Source organism: Salirhabdus sp. Marseille-P4669, assembly GCF_900240405.1.
Lineage (GTDB): Bacteria > Bacillota > Bacilli > Bacillales > Alkalibacillaceae > OEQK01.
On sequence record NZ_OEQK01000001.1, the window covers coordinates 427,576 to 445,444 of the forward strand.

Annotated in this window: 9 protein-coding genes; all 9 read left to right on the forward strand. The window is 32.3% G+C overall.

Translation table 11 applies throughout. From position 1 onward, the window contains the following. The first annotated feature begins 103 nt into the window (after nucleotides 1-103). The 9 genes from C1A05_RS01925 (at nucleotide 104) to C1A05_RS01965 (ending at nucleotide 17,500) form a co-directional block, all read left to right on the forward strand. Nucleotides 104-4,108 (forward strand): alginate lyase family protein, encoded by a 4,005-nt coding sequence (locus tag C1A05_RS01925; RefSeq protein WP_102026480.1) that lies wholly within the window; start codon nucleotides 104-106, stop codon nucleotides 4,106-4,108. Between the two features lie 166 nt (nucleotides 4,109-4,274). Continuing rightward, the gene (locus C1A05_RS01930) at nucleotides 4,275-7,592 is read left to right on the forward strand and encodes an SH3 domain-containing protein (RefSeq protein ID WP_102026481.1); all 3,318 of its coding nucleotides are present in this window, start codon (nucleotides 4,275-4,277) and stop codon (nucleotides 7,590-7,592) included. A gap of 235 nt (nucleotides 7,593-7,827) precedes the next feature. After that, the gene (locus tag C1A05_RS01935; RefSeq protein ID WP_145997277.1) at nucleotides 7,828-10,521 is read left to right on the forward strand and encodes a M14 family metallopeptidase; all 2,694 of its coding nucleotides are present in this window, start codon (nucleotides 7,828-7,830) and stop codon (nucleotides 10,519-10,521) included. Between the two features lie 207 nt (nucleotides 10,522-10,728). After that, the gene (locus C1A05_RS01940) at nucleotides 10,729-11,820 is read left to right on the forward strand and encodes a glycosyltransferase family 4 protein (protein WP_102026483.1); all 1,092 of its coding nucleotides are present in this window, start codon (nucleotides 10,729-10,731) and stop codon (nucleotides 11,818-11,820) included. 402 nt (nucleotides 11,821-12,222) lie between these two features. Then, a complete protein-coding gene (locus tag C1A05_RS01945) occupies nucleotides 12,223-13,269 on the forward strand; it encodes an MraY family glycosyltransferase (protein ID WP_102026484.1) in 1,047 nt (348 codons plus the stop codon). Nucleotides 13,270-13,675: 406 nt separating this feature from the next. Continuing rightward, nucleotides 13,676-14,815, forward strand: coding sequence for a non-hydrolyzing UDP-N-acetylglucosamine 2-epimerase (gene wecB, locus C1A05_RS01955; RefSeq protein ID WP_102026486.1), 1,140 nt, complete (start codon nucleotides 13,676-13,678; stop codon nucleotides 14,813-14,815). Between the two features lie 27 nt (nucleotides 14,816-14,842). Further along, entirely contained in the window at nucleotides 14,843-15,004 is a 162-nt protein-coding gene (locus tag C1A05_RS18145) for a hypothetical protein (RefSeq protein ID WP_200816458.1), read from the forward strand. 168 nt (nucleotides 15,005-15,172) lie between these two features. Further along, nucleotides 15,173-15,898, forward strand: coding sequence for a GntR family transcriptional regulator (locus C1A05_RS01960; RefSeq protein WP_200816459.1), 726 nt, complete (start codon nucleotides 15,173-15,175; stop codon nucleotides 15,896-15,898). A 138-nt stretch (nucleotides 15,899-16,036) separates the two neighbouring features. Next, entirely contained in the window at nucleotides 16,037-17,500 is a 1,464-nt protein-coding gene (locus tag C1A05_RS01965; protein WP_102026488.1) for an APC family permease, read from the forward strand. Nucleotides 17,501-17,869: the final 369 nt, after the last annotated feature.

The window sequence follows — 17,869 nt, forward strand, 5'->3', positions numbered from 1 at the left end:
TAGAAGTTTAGTGGAATTTCATGTTATCATTATAATGAATATCCTATTAATAGATTCTATTCTTTAATAGAAAAGTAAAAAGAGAAATAAGGTAGGAGAATATATGAATAGTATTGTGGGAAAGGTTTCAAATCTTTTATTAATAATAATAACCTTATTTGTTTCTATAATGTATCCAACGCCTGAAGTAATAGTAGGGGATACAAGCGTAGAAAAACAGCCTGATAGTTCGTGGGCTGTATCTTCGTCAAAGTATTTCAAGGTTAATGAGGAAAATCTACCAGTCTACGATAATAGAACTGGTGAATTAGTAGAGGTTGGCCAATTAACGAAGGATCAAGTGTATCCAAGAGTAAGTGATTACGGAGCTAATTGGCACAAAATCCAATATGGAGATATTTATGGATATGTCTATGCACCTAGTACATCACCTGCTGATGAAGGTACACTAAAAAATGAAAATACGAATTATTCCAGTCAAGAAAGAAACTTCACAGCATTAGAAGATGTAGTAGTATATGATAATACATCAACTGAGTTAGTACCTTTCGGAGTTATTAATAAAGGAACTGAATATCCAATCGTAAGTGATTATGGAAACTGGTGGAGGGTTTTATTATCCGATCGCGTAGGATATGTTCATAAAGATGCTGTACAAGTAAACTTCAAAACATCAGATAAATATTTTAAGGTTAGTACCGATAACCTACCAGTCTATGATAATCGTTCAGGTAGTCTGGTAAAGGTTGGAGAATTGACGAAAGGTCAAGTATATCCGAGAATAAGTGACTATGGCCCGAACTGGCATAAAATTCAGTTTGGAAATATTTATGGATATGTTTATGCAGATGATACAGAAGGGGCAACTGGACAAGCTCTAAAGAATGAAAATAAAACTTATAGTAATACGGAACGAACATTTACACCGATTGAGGATATAACGGTTTATGATAATACATCAGGAAGACTAGTTCCATTTGGTGAATTGACAAAAGGAACGGAATATCCAATTGTAAGTGATTATGGAAACTGGTGGAGAGTTTTATTATCCGATCGTGTAGGATATGTTCATAAAGACGCCGTTAAAAGAAATTTTATTTCAGAAGATAGATTTTTCAGGGTCTTAACTGGTGATTTATCGATTTATGATAATCGGAGTGGAGAGTTAATTGAAGTAGGTACATTAACGAAAGGCCAAGTGTATCCAAGAATAAGCGATTATGGTCCAAACTGGCACAAAATTCAGTTTGGTAATATTACTGGATATGTCTATAGTAAGGATACAGAAAGTGTCTCAGGTAATAGTTTGAAAAATATAGCTAATAACTATGAGGCCTTACAGCGAGAAATTACGCCTTTAGTAAACACGCCAGTTTACGACAATACCTCAGGAAAATTAGTGCAATTTGCGACTTTAAAAGAAGGAAAGTCTTATCCAAAAGTTAAAGACTATGGAAACTGGTGGACAGTAGTTGTGGCAGGTAGAGAAGGTTATGTTTTAAAAGAAAACGTCAAACATAATTTCTTGCCAGGAGATAAGTTTTTCAAAGTAACTTCAAAGGATTTACCGGTTTATGACAATCAAGGAAGTAGTTTGAAGAAAATAGGAGAACTCCGTAAGGGTCAAACATATCCAATTGTAAGTGATTACGGAAACTGGTGGCGAATTCAATTTGGTGACATATATGGATATGTCCATAAATCAGGGACGGAATATGGAGTAAAGTCTTCAATTGAAAACTTAAATACAGAATATAGTACATCAAATAGTAAGAAGATATTAACCCAAACAAACGTGGAGGTATTTGACAATAGCGGTGGTGAGTTAGTTCCATTTGGAGAGCTAGAAGAAGGAACTATCTATCCAATAGCTTTTGACTATGGCAATTGGTGGGGTATTGTGTATAGTGACCGAGTTGGTTATATAAGTAAAAATAATGCTAATATCTTTAAAAATGATGTACAAGCATTTAAAACTATGCAAGATACTTCACTGTTAGTTAAAAAAAGTGGAGAGTTGACACCCATTGCCACCCTTTTGAAAGGGCATATTTTTGAAGTCTATGAGGATTATGGGAACTGGTATAAAGTGAGTTTTGGTGACGATATTGGATACGTATGGAAGGAAGCGACAATTCCGAACAATACAGAATCATTTACAAATGAAACTCCAATTAAGTTTGTGTCTACCATTAAAGAAACTAAGCTTTACAAAGAACAGAATTCAAAAAATCCGGTTGCGACAATAACTGGTGCACAACAAATACCTATTTTTAATAATCAAAGTGAACAATGGATTAAAACAATGATTGCAGGTAAAACTGTCTATATTGATAATAACTATGTGATAGATACCGCAGATTACAATTTTAATAATGATGAAAATAAAAACATAGAAGTAATAAAACAGCATTTATTTGATTCGCCTTTTGTGAATGACAATAAAAATACTGAAATAAATGAAACCATAAGTGCAGCAGATTTAATTTTAGAAAATAAAATTCTATTTCCGGATTATTGTAGAGACCCGATTAAAAATGACTGTCCTATGGATTATACAAACGGTATTAATTGGGTGAGTGGTGAAGGAGTAAAAGAAGAAGATCAAAATTCCTTTTTAAGACAACTGCATGGTATGTTTTTTATCAATGATTTAGCAGAAGCCTATAGAATGACAAATAATAGTAGTTACATCGAAAAAGGATATGAAATTATACAGGATTGGAAAATCAATAATCCGTATGAAAATCCGAAACATTATATGGCATGGCACGATGAAGGAACAGCAAGAAGATTATCAGCAATGGTAAACTTATTTGATGCTGGCAATGACGTTCTTACTCAAACTCAAAAATCAGAACTTTTTATTATTATGCTTCAGCATGCAGAGTTATTGGCAAGTGATAACTTTTACTCATTGAATACTAATCATGGTATGTTTCAAGATGAGGCATTAATTGTTTATAGTAAATATTTCTATGATATAGAGGTTCTTGATGAATACTACCAACTTGCAGTTCAAAGACTTGAAAATTACTTTGACTCATTGATTTCTGAGGATTATGTACACTTAGAACATTCACCTAGTTATCATGAAGTAATTGCTGGTGCAATCAGGTCATATGCAACTACAATCCAAGAATTCGGGGATAATGATATAGCAAACAAGTTTTTTAATAAATATCATAATATGGTAGATTATGCTACTCACGTAATAAAACCAGATGGTAATTGGCCATTAATAGGTGACACGTATGTGCATAAAAAAAATCCATCAAAGTATATGTGGCAAGATGATCCTTATTATTTATATGCATCAACTAAAGGAGAACATGAAAAGGGTTTACAACCTAAGGTGACAAACAAAGTTTACGAGGATGCAGGTTATGCAATTTTCCGAGACAAATGGTCAAATACTGGTGATGGGACTTATATGTTTTTCACTGCTGCTTACCATACGGACTACCATAAACACTCTGATGATCTAAGTCTTTGGATATATAATAATGAGGATATTATAACAGAATCTGGACCATATAGTTATTTATTAACAGAACAAACTACTAAGTATGCATATTCATCGTATGCGCATAACACTTTGATAGTAGATGATGAGGGTTTACCTAGGGTAGATGGTAAATTTAATAGCACCTATATTGAAGAATATGACTTAAGTAATGAAAATTTACCAAGTGTTACTGGGGTAAATGAGCGTTATGAAGGGGTAAAACACAAAAGAAGTGTCACTTATGACAAAATAAATCAGCTAATAGAAGTCAATGATAATATCACATCTAAAAATGATCATAATTATAAATTATTATGGCACTTAGCGCCTAACGTAATACCGAAAATAAATAATGAAGAAAATAAAGTATTACTACAAAAAAATGGTGAAACAGTTATGGAAATGAGAATAACTGGTATAGATAATACAAATATAGAAATAAATAGTGTGTTCGGGGATGAAGATCCTATTTATAAAAGTTGGTTTTTTGAATATAATAACCAAACAAAAAATTTAGAAAAGCTAAATACGTATACTTTAATAGTGGAGAATAACGGAAGTAACTCTTATATTAAAACATCTTTTGATTTGCTTAAATAATTTTGTGAAAATACCCTATCTTAATTATTGATAGGGTATTTTTCCTTTCTATTAAAAAAAACTATACTATAATCTATAAAAATTGTTTTTATTTTCTTATATTGAATTTCAAATTTAAACAATATATACTTAAAAATGAAGTATTTCTACAAGAAAGGAGTCATAAATGTTTAAAAATCGATATAAATCTACAAGTTCTTTATTATTATTATTCACACTAATTTTTTCGCTATTTTTTCAACCTATTACAGCTTTAGGACAAACAACTAGCTCCAACATTGATAGTTCACATAAATTATATGAAACTATAAATCAAATAAGTATTAACGAAATAGAAATAGATTCGGGTACTTATCTGTACGGCTTGGAGCAAGATGAAAACTCAGAATTTATTAGTATTCAGTATGGCAAAGAGAAAATTGAGGTAGAAAAAGACAAGTTAAAAATTTGGGATGATACTACTACTGAACCTCCTATATATCAAGATTATAGTACTGTATATACGACAGATGTAGTAATAACCAAAAATCAGTCTGTTATAGATGGAGATTCAAATATAACCTTTCTTGAAGAGACTACATATCCGGTAGTAGAAGGCGAACGAGGAATTAAAAAATTATATATCGGAAATGTAGCTTATTATTTAGATGAAAATGTACTTAATCCAGAAATTTCAGATGAAAATGAAAGTTCAAATGAATATCAGGACTCAAAAGTAGAAGAAGTAGAAATTGAAAAAGAGGAAGTTAATGATTTAAAAAAAAATGTAAGATTGAATACTAAAACAGAATCTAATGATTATAAACTAGTAGAAACACAAAAGACTAAAGTTGCTGATTGGTCAACAACCTTGTCAAAGTATTTCAAGGTAAATGAGGAAAATCTACCAGTCTACGATAATAGAACTGGTGAATTAGTAGAGGTTGGTCAATTAACGAAGGATCAAGTGTATCCAAGAGTAAGTGATTACGGAGATAATTGGCACAAAATCCAGTATGGAGACATTTATGGATATGTCTATGCACCTAGTACATCACCTGTTGATGGAGGTACACTAAAAAATGAAAATACGAATTATTCCAGTCAAGAAAGAAACTTCACAGCATTAGAAGATGTAGTAGTATATGATAATACATCAACTGAGTTAGTACCTTTCGGTGTTATTAATAAAGGAACTGAATATCCAATCGTAAGTGATTATGGAAACTGGTGGAGGGTTTTATTATCCGATCGCGTAGGATATGTTCATAAAGATGCTGTACAAGTAAACTTCAAAACATCAGATAAATATTTTAAGGTTAGTACCGCTAACCTACCAGTCTATGATAATCGTTCAGGTAGTCTGGTAAAGGTTGGAGAATTGAAGAAAGGTCAAGTATATCCGAGAATAAGTGACTATGGCCCGAACTGGCATAAAATTCAGTTTGGAAATATTTATGGATATGTTTATGCAAATGATACAGAAGGGGCAACTGGACAAGCTCTAAAGAATGAAAATAAAACTTATAGTAATACGGAACGAACATTTACACCGATTGAGGATATAACCGTTTATGATAATACATCAGGAAAACTAGTTCCATTTGGTGAATTGACAAAAGGAACTGAATATCCAATTGTAAGTGATTATGGAAACTGGTGGAGAGTTTTATTATCCGATCGTGTAGGATATGTTCATAAAGACGCCGTTAAAAGAAATTTTATTTCAGAAGATAGATTTTTCAGGGTCTTAACTGGTGATTTATCGATTTATGATAATCGGAGTGGAGAGTTAATTGAAGTAGGTACATTAACGAAAGGCCAAGTGTATCCAAGAATAAGTGATTATGGTCCAAACTGGCACAAAATTCAGTTTGGTAATATTACTGGATATGTCTATAGTAAGGATACAGAAAGTGTCTCAGGTAATAGTTTGAAAAATATAGCTAATAACTATGAGGTTTTACAGCGAGAAATTACGCCTTTAGTAAACACGCCAGTTTACGACAATACCTCAGGAAAATTAGTACAATTTGCGACTTTAAAAGAAGGAAAGTCTTATCCAAAAGTTAAAGATTATGGAAACTGGTGGACAGTAGTTGTGGCAGGTAGAGAAGGGTATGTTTTAAAAGAAAACGTCAAACATAATTTCTTGCCAGGAGATAAGTTTTTCAAAGTAACTTCAAAGGATTTACCGGTTTATGACAATCGAGGAAGTAGTTTGAAGAAAATAGGAGAACTCCGTAAGGATCAAACATATCCAATTGTAAGTGATTACGGAAACTGGTGGCGAATTCAATTTGGTGACATATATGGATATGTCCATAAATCAGGGACGGAATATGGAGTAAAGTTTTCAATTGAAAACTTAAATACAGAATATAGTACAACAAATAGTAAGAAAATATTAACCCAAACAAACGTGGAGGTATTTGACAATAGCAGTGGTGAGTTAGTTCCATTTGGAGAACTAGAAGAAGGAATTATCTATCCAATAGCTTTTGACTATGGTAATTGGTGGGGTATTATTTACAATGGTCGTGTAGGTTTTGTCAATAAAAATAACGTTGAAACTGGCTTAAATGTAATTGTACCTAAGTTACAAGTCTATGAATCTTTTAGCGACTTATCAATCTATACTAGACAGGATGAAATTGCTACACTTTATTATGGAGACTCTGTACAAGTAATTGAGGAATATAAATATGCAGCTAAAATACAAACAGAAACAGGGTTAGTTGGTTGGATTCATAAAGATAAAATTGACTACTCATACGACAACAAATGGTACGTAAAATATGATAGAAACCTTAGAGAATCAGCTTCAAATAATGCAAAACAAATAGGATATATTGAGTCAGATACTAGTATTAAGGTATTGGATTATGTGTATCTTGAGGATCAAGCATTTGAGGATTGGTTTAAGATAAAGACAGATGATAATAGAATAGGATGGATTTGGGGTGGTGGAATAGGTACCAATCTATCTCAGTATGAGACGGAATTTTATAATAATACTGCTAATAGAATTGGTCTATTTACTCCATTAAATAGTAAATCTACAATTACTGCTGAGCAAATAAATAGATTCATAGCTAGTAAAACTGGGCCAGAAAGCTATATGTATGGTATGGGACAAGCATTTCTAGATGCACAAGCGAAAACGGGCTTAAATGCAATATATTTAGTTGCTCATGCAGCTCATGAAACAGCCTATGGTAATTCTAGCATTGTATCAAATAAATATAACTACTATGGTATTGGTGCATTTGATGCATGTCCTAGTGAATGCGCAAATGAGTTTGAAGGAAAAAGGGCCGGTATAATAAATGGTGCAGTCTGGATAAAGGATCATTACGTGTATGATTCAGTTTATAAGCAATTTACTATTTTCAATATGAGATACAATAATAATATTCATCAATATGCAACAGATGAAGCTTGGGATGTTAAAATCGTAAATATTGCTCAACAGCTAGAAGATTTTGTGGTTATTAATTTTTAAGAACAAAGTGTTGTAAAGGGGGATTCAAAACCTTTTATAACACTTTGTTGTTTTTTCACTACTAATTTGTTAGGGAGGTAGGTAATTATGGAAAATTTTGTTCTTTAATAGTGTTCGAAATATGTCGAATATGATAGTATAATATCTTGAGGGGGTGGAAAATATTAGGACTTTATTTAAGAGAGATAAAACTAGGTTTTGGGTATTATTTTTTTTGTTTGTAAGTTTATTTGTAATGAGTGCTGTAAATAGTAATGTAGTAAGTGCTGATAAAAGTATTAATAAATCTGCTAACTATGATGGTCATTTTCGAGTTATAAACGATAAAACTATTGTTTATGATAATCGTGGTAAAGGTCTATTACCAATCGGAAGATTAATAAAAGGTCAAACCTATACTATTGTAAGTGATTACGGGAATTGGCATCGAATTCAATTTGGTTCTCATTATGGTTATGTTTATAAACATAACACAGTACCTGGTTACAAAAATGATATTCAAAATATAAATAGTACATTCGAAATCTCAAAAGAAAAGTTTAGAGCAGATGAAGATGTTATTGTTTATGATAATACTTCTGGGGATTTAATCCCGTTTGCAGAGCTTGAAAAAGGTCAAGAGCATGAAATTGTTTCAGATTATGGAAATTGGTACCGAATCTTAGTTGCCAATAGAGTGGGATATGTACATAAAACGGCGGTAACTCGTTTATTTACAAACCATACCCAATATTTTGAAGTATTGCAAGATGACTTACCAGTCTATGATAATAGTACGGGGAAACTAGTAAAAATAGGGACATTAAATAAAGGGCAAGTATATCCTCGTGTAAGTGATTATGGGAATTGGCATAGAATCCAATTTGGGGATTCCTATGGATATGTATGGGAAGGCAGTACTATACCATCTAATAGTAGGTTTATTAAGAATATTAATTCCAGCTTTGAGAATAGTAAAGAACAATTTTTAGCAAAAGAAAATGCTATTGTTTATGATAATACTGGAAAGAATTTAGTGCCTTTTGCAACCATTGAAAAAGGTGAAAAGTATCCAATAGTTTCAGATTATGGAAACTGGTATCGTATTATAGTTGCTGAACGAGTAGGTTATATTCAAAAAACAGATATTACTGGTTATTTTTCAGTAGAATCAAAATACTTTGAGGTTACCAAAGATAACCTTACTGTCTATGATAATCGAAGTGGATCACTCGAAAAGATTGGTGAATTGACAAAAGGTCAAGTTTATGAGCGTGTAAGTGATTATGGGAACTGGCATCGAATTGATTTTGGTAATTACTATGGTTATGTTCATAAGTCTGGCACTTTACCTAGTTTTAAAAACCAAATACCAAATTTGAATTCAAACTATAAAGACAACTACGGTAGTTTTGTTACGGTTACTGATGCTAATGTTTTTGATAATACATCGGGAAACTTAGTTAAATTCGCACAAATAGTGTCTGGTAAAGAATACCCTATTGTAAGTGACTATGGAAACTGGTATAGAATACTAGTTGCTAATAAAGTAGGATATATTCATAAATCAGACGTAAATATGGCATTCACAGTTGATACTAAATATTTTAAAGTTAAAGTTCAAGAATTACCTATTTTTGACAACCGAAGTGGGAAGCTTGTTCAAGTTGGAACTTTAAAAAAGGGCCAAGTATTTGAAAGAGTTAGTGACTATGGGAATTGGCATCGTATAAAATTTGGTGATTATTATGGTTATGTATGGGAGTTGAGTACAGAACCAATAAATTCAGCAACATACCGAAATAAGATAGTTTCCAATTATAGTAATGGAACTTTAACACCGACGGCATCAGTAAATATTTATGATAATACTGGTTCAAATCTTGTTTCATTTGCAACACTAGAAAAAGGAAAAACTTATCCTGTAGTTAGAGATTATGGAAATTGGTATGAAGTAAATATCGCTGGTAGGTATGGATATGTCGCAAAGGGTAAGGTAAAAGCGAAAGTAATGGTAGCAAAGGACCTTGTAAACCCTCATTTAGAGTATACTTATGAAAATTTAGGCACAGATATAATTGAACTTTCAAAAGCATATCCCGACTTTATAAAATGGGAAGTAATAGGTAAGTCGGTTGATGGAAGAAATATTTATGCAATTAAATTAGGTAAAGGACAGACAGAAATATTTCTAAATGGTGCACATCATGCTAGAGAGTGGTTAACTACTAATCTATTAATGGAAATGGTAGATACTTATAGTCAAGCGTATGTTAAAAACAGTAAAGTAGATAGTTTTGATGTTCGAAGTATATTGAATCAAACGTCTATTTGGTTTGTTCCAATGGTTAATCCCGATGGAGTTACATTAGTACAAAAAGGGGCAAGTAGTGCTAAAAATCCTCAAGAAGTTATAAGGATTAATGGGGGGAGTTTGAATTTCTCGTCATGGAAAGCCAATATTAGAGGTGTAGATCTTAATAGACAGTACCCTGCTGGATGGGAGACTATATTATTTGATCCAGGCAAACCAAGTCATATGAATTATAAGGGACCAAGTCCATTGAGTGAGCCTGAGACAAAAGCAATATATAATTTTACAAAAAAGCATGATTTTAAAACTGCTGTTGCATATCATTCCTCCGGAGAAATTCTTTATTGGGATTATAAACTTTCTGGTGAACTAAAACGGACAGCCAGAAGAATTGCAGAAATGATAAAAGCTAAAACTGGATATTCTTTAGTGTTTCCAGGACCAAACCCAAGTGGCGGTGGTTATACGGATTGGTTTTTATTAGAAGAAAAGAAACCAGGATTTACTCCAGAAATTTCACCACATGTAGGTCCTAGGCCAGTACCTTTAAAGAATTTTATTTCTATTTGGAGTGAAAATAATTCTATTGGAATCATGTTAGCCCAAGAAGCTTATCAAAATAGATATAACAGATAATAATTGGAACTCAAATCATCTAAGGTGATTTGGGTTTCTATTTTTATTAAAATTATTTATTCTAATATTTTTCAAATAAACTTAGTTAGTAATTTAATCCATTTTCTTAAACTTAAAATACAATTATTGATTTTCAGCACAATAAGAATGTGATACTATTTAAGAAGTGTTTATATTTCCATTTAGTAATTTAGAGTAGGTGCTCTTATGGCTATATATTTAATCGTAACGGCTTTTGTAATTTCTTTTTTTATAACGGTAAGTATTACACCACTTGTAAAAATACTTGCAATTAAGGTAGGAGCAGTAGACCACCCGGATCAACGAAAAATCCATGTGGGTATACAGCCTCGTTTAGGGGGCTTAGCTATCTTTATTGGTGCAGCTATTGCCCTTATGGTTATTCAACCAAATCACGAACACATTACTGAACTTGTAATTGGTGCTGTAATTATTGTAATTACAGGTGTTTTAGATGATATTTATCAAATAAGACCTCTTTATAAGCTAATTGGCCAATTATTAGCAGCTATACTTGTAATCTCCTCAGGTTTAATTATTGAAAAAATAACACTTCCATTCGTTGGAGTCGTTTATTTAGATAACTTTAGCTATATAATAACAATTATTTGGATAATTGGTGTTACGAATGCAATAAACTTAATTGATGGATTAGATGGTTTAGCTGCAGGGGTTTCAAGTATAGCACTCACAAGTATATTGGTTATGGCTATTTTAGACTATCGTGCAGCTGTTGTTTACATTTGTATAGTGTTAATAGGTAGTAATTTAGGGTTTTTAATTCATAATTTTTATCCAGCAAAAATTTTTATGGGAGACTCAGGTTCCTTATTTCTTGGATACTCTATATCTGTAGTATCAATGTTAGGTTTGTTTAAAAATGTAGCACTTTTTAGTTTTATTATTCCAATAATTATTTTGGCAATACCGATATTTGATACAGCCTTTGCAATATTAAGAAGGGCAAGAACTGGTCATGGTATTATGGAACCAGATAAAAAGCATTTACATTATCAGTTATTAAATGCAGGATTAAGCCATCGTGGTGCAGTATTAGTCATTTATGCCTTTAGTGCTGTTTTCGGGCTTCTTGCAATATTATTTTCAAATTCTACCTTTACTTCTTCAATTGTTATTTTAACAATTATATTTTTTATTGTTCATTTAATTGCGGAGTTAGTAGGACTAGTGGGAAATGGTCAACAACCTGTATTGAATTTATTTCGGAAAGTTTTTAAAATAAAGCGTGTTACAAATGAAAGTCATCAAAATAAATAGGTATGAAAAAAGACTGGTTTAACAATTTTTTAAACTAGTCTTCTTTTTTAGGATAACAAAATGAATGAATTCCAATAATAATAGTCCGGTATAAGAAGATAAGTTAGAGGATATACCTAATATAATAATGTAAAACCAGATGCGATATTGATTACTACTTTCACTTAATAAAAATTTACCTAGGGAGCAAATTGGTAGAACCTAAATATAACTGCACGTCTTGTTCTTATTGATTAAAATTAAAATATGTAATAAAATTAAAAGGATGTAAAAGTATTTACAACAAAACTAGAATTTTATGAAACTTTTAACCGGAATAGTCGTTAAATTTTGTAGTGTACCCCCAGAATATAATTTTTATACTCGTAACTATTATTAGATCTAAAAATAGGAGGATTAACAATGGAGTATATCATAATACCAATATGTTTTATTATCTCCATCCTCATCACGCCATTAATTAAAAAATTAGCTTTTAGAATAAATGCTGTTGATCTACCTAATGAAAGAAAGGTTCATCAAAAAGTAATGCCTCGCATTGGTGGATTAGCAATATATATAAGTTTTATTATAGGGCTTTTCCTTTATAACCCTGATAGTTCTGTTTTATGGCCATTATTTATTGGTGGAACTATTATTATGATTGTTGGACTTATAGATGATGTATTTCAGATTTCACCACTTCAAAAGTTTATAGGCCAATTATTAGCTGTTCTAACAGTTATGTTAAGTGGAATACAAATTGACTTTATCACAATTCCATTTGGAGCAAGAATAGAATTAGGTTTGTGGGGAATACCACTTACAATTCTTTGGGTATTATTCGTAACAAATGCAATAAATTTTATAGACGGTTTGGATGGGCTAGCCTCCGGAGTATCTGCCATTGCACTAACGACTATTTCTGTAATGGCCATTACAATGGGTAATATGTTTATTGCAATAATTGGGTTCATGTTACTTGGAAGTATACTTGGGTTTCTTGTGTATAACTTTTACCCGGCTAAGATATTTTTAGGTGACACAGGTTCTAACTTCTTAGGATTTATGATAAGTATTTTAGCCATTTTAGGGTTATTCAAAAATGTAACAGTGTTTTCAATTATTATCCCAATAGTTATACTGGGTGTGCCATTTGTTGATACGTTATTTGCAGTAATTAGAAGGATTACGAAACGAAAACCAATATATGCACCAGATAAGCTTCATTTACATCATTGTTTATTGAAACTGGGATATAGTCATCGTCAAACTGTATTGCTTTTATACGGTATGAGTGCTGTATTTAGTTTAGCTGCTATAATTTTTACAAGAACCACTTTATGGGGATCTGTGGTACTCTTTGTTTTATTAGCTACCTTAATTGAGTTAATTGTTGAAATAACAGGATTAATCAGTCAAAATTATCGTCCGATTCTCAATTTAATCAATCGACGTAAAAACTATTAATATAGGAATCAATTAGTATATGTAGCAGGCCGTGATTTCATGAAAACTAGATGTGAAGATATTAAGACTCTGCTTTACAAAGCCTATTTTAAAGGGAACCAAGAGTCTGCTAAACTAGGAAATGTAATGTTCATATTAACAGAAGAGTTAAAAGGCTTTTTAAAGATTGAGAATATAAATATTGTAAAAAGTGAAAATAATAATAATTATCATGAGAGCAATACACCTCTATAAAAATTATAGGGGTGTTCTTTATAATAAAAAAATAAATGGAACAACTTTTCGACAAAACGTCCTAAATGTTTACAATACTTTCTTTCCATGCTAGGATTTTACTAATTGGACATTTATAAATATTGACCGATTTATACATACTAAAAATAATTATTTAAAGTGAGGTATATTCATGAAAAAAGTCAAAGTAATGACCGTTTTCGGAACTCGACCTGAGGCTATCAAAATGTGCCCCCTAGTTTTAGAATTACAAAAATCTGAACATATAGAATCAATCGTTACAGTAACCGCTCAGCACCGTGAAATGTTGGATCAAGTATTAGATATTTTTGGTGTGAAACCTGATTACGATCTAAACATAATGAAAAGCAACCAAACATTAACTCATATCACTTCTGCCGCCCTAGAAGGATTGGATAATGTAATGAAAGAAGTAAAACCAGATATCGTTCTAGTACACGGTGATACAACCACTACTTTTGTTGCTAGCTTAGCGGCCTTCTACAATCAAATAAAGGTTGGACATGTTGAAGCGGGTCTTAGAACATGGAATAAATATTCACCATTCCCAGAAGAAGTAAACCGTCAAATTACTGGTGTAATTGCTGATTTACATTTTTCACCAACAAGCAAATCTGCTGAGAATCTCTTAAATGAAAATAAGCCAAAAGAAGATATTTTCATTACTGGAAACACAGCAATTGATGCACTAAAAACTACTGTAAAAGAAGATTATACTAATGAAGTTTTAGAAAAAATTGGTGATGATCGCTTAATATTACTTACAGCGCATCGACGTGAAAACTTAGGTGAACCGATGAGAAATATGTTTAAGGCGGTAAAAAGGTTAGTTGATGAGTATAATGATGTACAAGTTGTATATCCTATGCACTTGAATCCAAAAGTACGTGAAATCGCTAATGAAGTTCTAGGTAATGACCCTAGAATTCATTTGATTGAACCTCTTGGTGCATTTGACTTTCATAACTTGGCGTATCGATCTCATATTATCTTAACTGACTCTGGTGGCGTTCAGGAGGAAGCGCCATCACTTGGAGTACCAGTTCTTGTATTACGTGATACAACAGAGCGACCTGAAGGGGTTGCTGCCGGTACATTAAAGCTGAGTGGAACCGATGAAAAAAAGATCTATACACTTGCAAATGAGCTGCTTTCAGATGAAGGAGTATATGAAAGTATGTCTAAAGCATCTAACCCTTATGGAGATGGTAGTGCTTCAGCACGAATTGTACAAGCAATTCTATATTACTTTGGTATACAACATGATAGACCAGAAAATTTTGTTATTTAAGCAAGTGAATTTATAAGGATGTTATCTATGGGAAATAATGAGTTTGACAATTTACCTAAGTCCATTAAAAAGGCTACTAGGTATATACTGCAGGATGCATCAGAAGACAAACTAAATCAAGTTAAAGTTGTTATTTTGGGTGCGATTGAACAAAGGGAAATAGAATTAAGAAACGAAGGTAAGAAGTAATAAATTAGACGAAAACTTACTACAGCTTAATTGATAGGTATTATCCTAACAAAAGAGCTGTAGTTTTTTAATGAAAAGTTTTAAGTTACTAGCTATTACCAAAACTTTTGTTTTCTATGGTAAAATATTAGAAATTAAAGATACTATACACCTAAAGTAGGGATAATTATGCCTTTAAATTATACAAATTCAATACCTTTACATGTTCAATTAAAAGAAGAGATTGAACAGAAGATATTTTCGGGTACATACTATGAAAAGATTCCAAGTGAAAGAGAGTTAATGGAAGAATACCATGTTAGCAGGAGCACGGTAAGAGAAGCGGTTAGACAACTTGTACTGGATGGAGTTTTGAAAAAAAAGCCTGGTAAAGGAACTTTTATTGCACCAAAGTCAATAGATGATTGGCTAGGTAATCTCAGCAGTACTTCTGAGACAATTGTACGTATGGGAATGATACCTGGTGCAAGATTAGTTGAAAGTAAAATTGTTAATGTAGAAGCACAAATAGGAAACAAGATTGGATTAGAAAAGGCTTACTTTTTTAAACGAATAAGATATGCCAATAATAGCCCAATTGGAATTGAAAGTCATTACTATCCGATAGAAATAGGAAAAAAATTAATAGAGTTCGATTTAAATAAGGAGTCCTTCTATGAATTGTTAGAAAATAAGATTGGAATTAAAGCTCTTTCAGCAGAGCAGGTAATAAAAGCTGGGAAAATGCCAAAGAGTCAAGCAAAACTTCTGAACTTAAACCATTCCATAGATGTGCTTATTGCTGAAAGAAGGTTAACGGATATTAATGGGAATTTTGTGGAGTATGAAAATGCTTTCTATCGGTCAGATATGTACTCTTTTAAAATTAACTTATCAAGGAAATTTAATCACTAATATACAGGTTTAAACGCTTTTTTGTTTTTTATTTTAACTGGTACGAACATTATGATGATATTGCTTTTTGTGTATCCTAATAAGTAAAATTATTTGAAAAGTCGATTTTGTTTATATTTCATTGAAGGGAGATAGTCTATGAGTGAAAAAAGAGAAACATTAAATAAAACTCTTAAACCATCTTGGGTTTGGGCAGTTGCTCTTGGTTCTTCAATAGGTTGGGGAGCCTTTGTGCAACCTACGAATTGGATGTCTCAAGCGGGTCCGTTTGGTGTAATGATTGGATTTGGAATTGGTGCCGTGCTTATGATGCTCATTGCAGTAAGTTATGGTTTTTTAATTCGTAACTTCCCTGTATCGGGGGGAGAGTTTGCTTATTCTTTTGTAAGTTTAGGTAGAACACATGCATTTATATGTGGATGGTTTTTAACACTAGGCTACATTTGTATTGTTGCATTGAATGCTTCCGCATTTGCCTTAATGTTTAAGTATGTATTCCCAGATTTTGTTGAAAATATGCATATGTACCAACTGGCTGGGTGGGACGTTTATTTTGTGGAAATTATTATAGCAACCGTTGCAGTAGTTATCTTTACTTATTTTAATATTAAAGGATCTGGGATTTCGGGGCGAATGCAATTTATATTTTGTGTCATTATGCTAGCAGCTGTAGTTCTGCTAACATTTTTAGTTGGTGCTTCACCGGATTCTAGCTTTGAGAATATAAAACCTTATTTTAATCCTGATATTTCAGCATTCTCGGCAATAATTGCAATTGTTGCCATTGCTCCATGGGCATACGTTGGTTTTGACAACGTCCCACAAGCAGCTGAAGAATTTAACTTTTCTTCAAAAAAGGCTTTTGGTTTAATAATATTTGCATTACTTGCGGCAGCATTACTATATAGTTTAATGATTATAGCTACAGCTATGACGCAACCATGGCTAGGTCTAGTCGAAGCTCAGCATTTATGGGGAACCGGTGCTGCTATACGTGAAGTTTTAGGAACTACCGGTTTAATAATTTTAGTTGTGGCATTATCTATGGGTATATTTACGGGATTGAACGGTTTCACCATTGCTTCAAGTCGATTATTGTTTGCGATGTCACGTGCAAAAGTCTTACCGAAGTCATTTTCAAAATTACACTCAAAGCATAATACTCCATATATAAGCATTATCTTTACTTCTGTAATAGCTTTACTTGCACCTTGGTTTGGACGTGAGGTATTAACATGGATAGTTGATATGTCTTCAATTGGCGTTTCAATTGCATATTTCTATACATGTTATACGGCTTTTAGTTTGTTTAAATGGTCGCAAAGTGGCACTGTGGATTTAACAAAGCAGGTTGTATCTCCTGGTAAAAAACTCTTATCACTGATAGGTATGCTTTCTAGTTTAACATTTATTGGATTATTACTTATTCCTGGATCACCAGCTTTCTTAGCAATGGAATCAAGAATAGCGCTAGTTGTTTGGGTTCTGTTAGGTGTTGTATTCTACTTTATGAAACGTAAAGATTTTAACGCAATACCTGAAGAAGAGTTAAATTATCTAATTCTTGGAAAAAGGGATATAAATTTACAAGATACGAATTAAATAAAAATGTATTCATAATTTATGAATGGTTGAAGAGGCGTGATTATTGCCGTGGTCAAAATTAATTTAGCTTTGAAATAGAAAAGAGCAATAAAAACTCAAAAATAAGCTACAAGGAGTGGCGGGCATGATTGCCTCTTGTGGTATGCCAGCGTCTTTTTACATTAGCTGGTATCCTGATACAAGAATTATGCTCGCTGACGCTCTGCGTAAAACAATGATAGATTTTCTCCCTACTGCTATTCTGCCTTATACCTCTATCCTCTACCGTACATCGACATTATTTCTAGAGAACTATTGTATATCTTTAAAAAGTTTTAGCACTTCAAATATAACCCTGTTATAATCCTGTTAATTTGTTCAAACAAC

Bases quoted from the DNA above. Each gene is read 5' to 3' on its own strand.
- C1A05_RS01965 (WP_102026488.1), top strand. From the start codon at position 16,037: ATGAGTGAAAAAAGAGAAACATTAAATAAAACTCTTAAACCATCTTGG.
- C1A05_RS18145 (WP_200816458.1), top strand. From the start codon at position 14,843: ATGGGAAATAATGAGTTTGACAATTTACCTAAGTCCATTAAAAAGGCT.
- C1A05_RS01960 (WP_200816459.1), top strand. From the start codon at position 15,173: ATGCCTTTAAATTATACAAATTCAATACCTTTACATGTTCAATTAAAA.
- wecB (WP_102026486.1), top strand. From the start codon at position 13,676: ATGAAAAAAGTCAAAGTAATGACCGTTTTCGGAACTCGACCTGAGGCT.
- C1A05_RS01935 (WP_145997277.1), top strand. From the start codon at position 7,828: ATGAGTGCTGTAAATAGTAATGTAGTAAGTGCTGATAAAAGTATTAAT.
- C1A05_RS01945 (WP_102026484.1), top strand. From the start codon at position 12,223: ATGGAGTATATCATAATACCAATATGTTTTATTATCTCCATCCTCATC.
- C1A05_RS01930 (WP_102026481.1), top strand. From the start codon at position 4,275: ATGTTTAAAAATCGATATAAATCTACAAGTTCTTTATTATTATTATTC.
- C1A05_RS01940 (WP_102026483.1), top strand. From the start codon at position 10,729: ATGGCTATATATTTAATCGTAACGGCTTTTGTAATTTCTTTTTTTATA.
- C1A05_RS01925 (WP_102026480.1), top strand. From the start codon at position 104: ATGAATAGTATTGTGGGAAAGGTTTCAAATCTTTTATTAATAATAATA.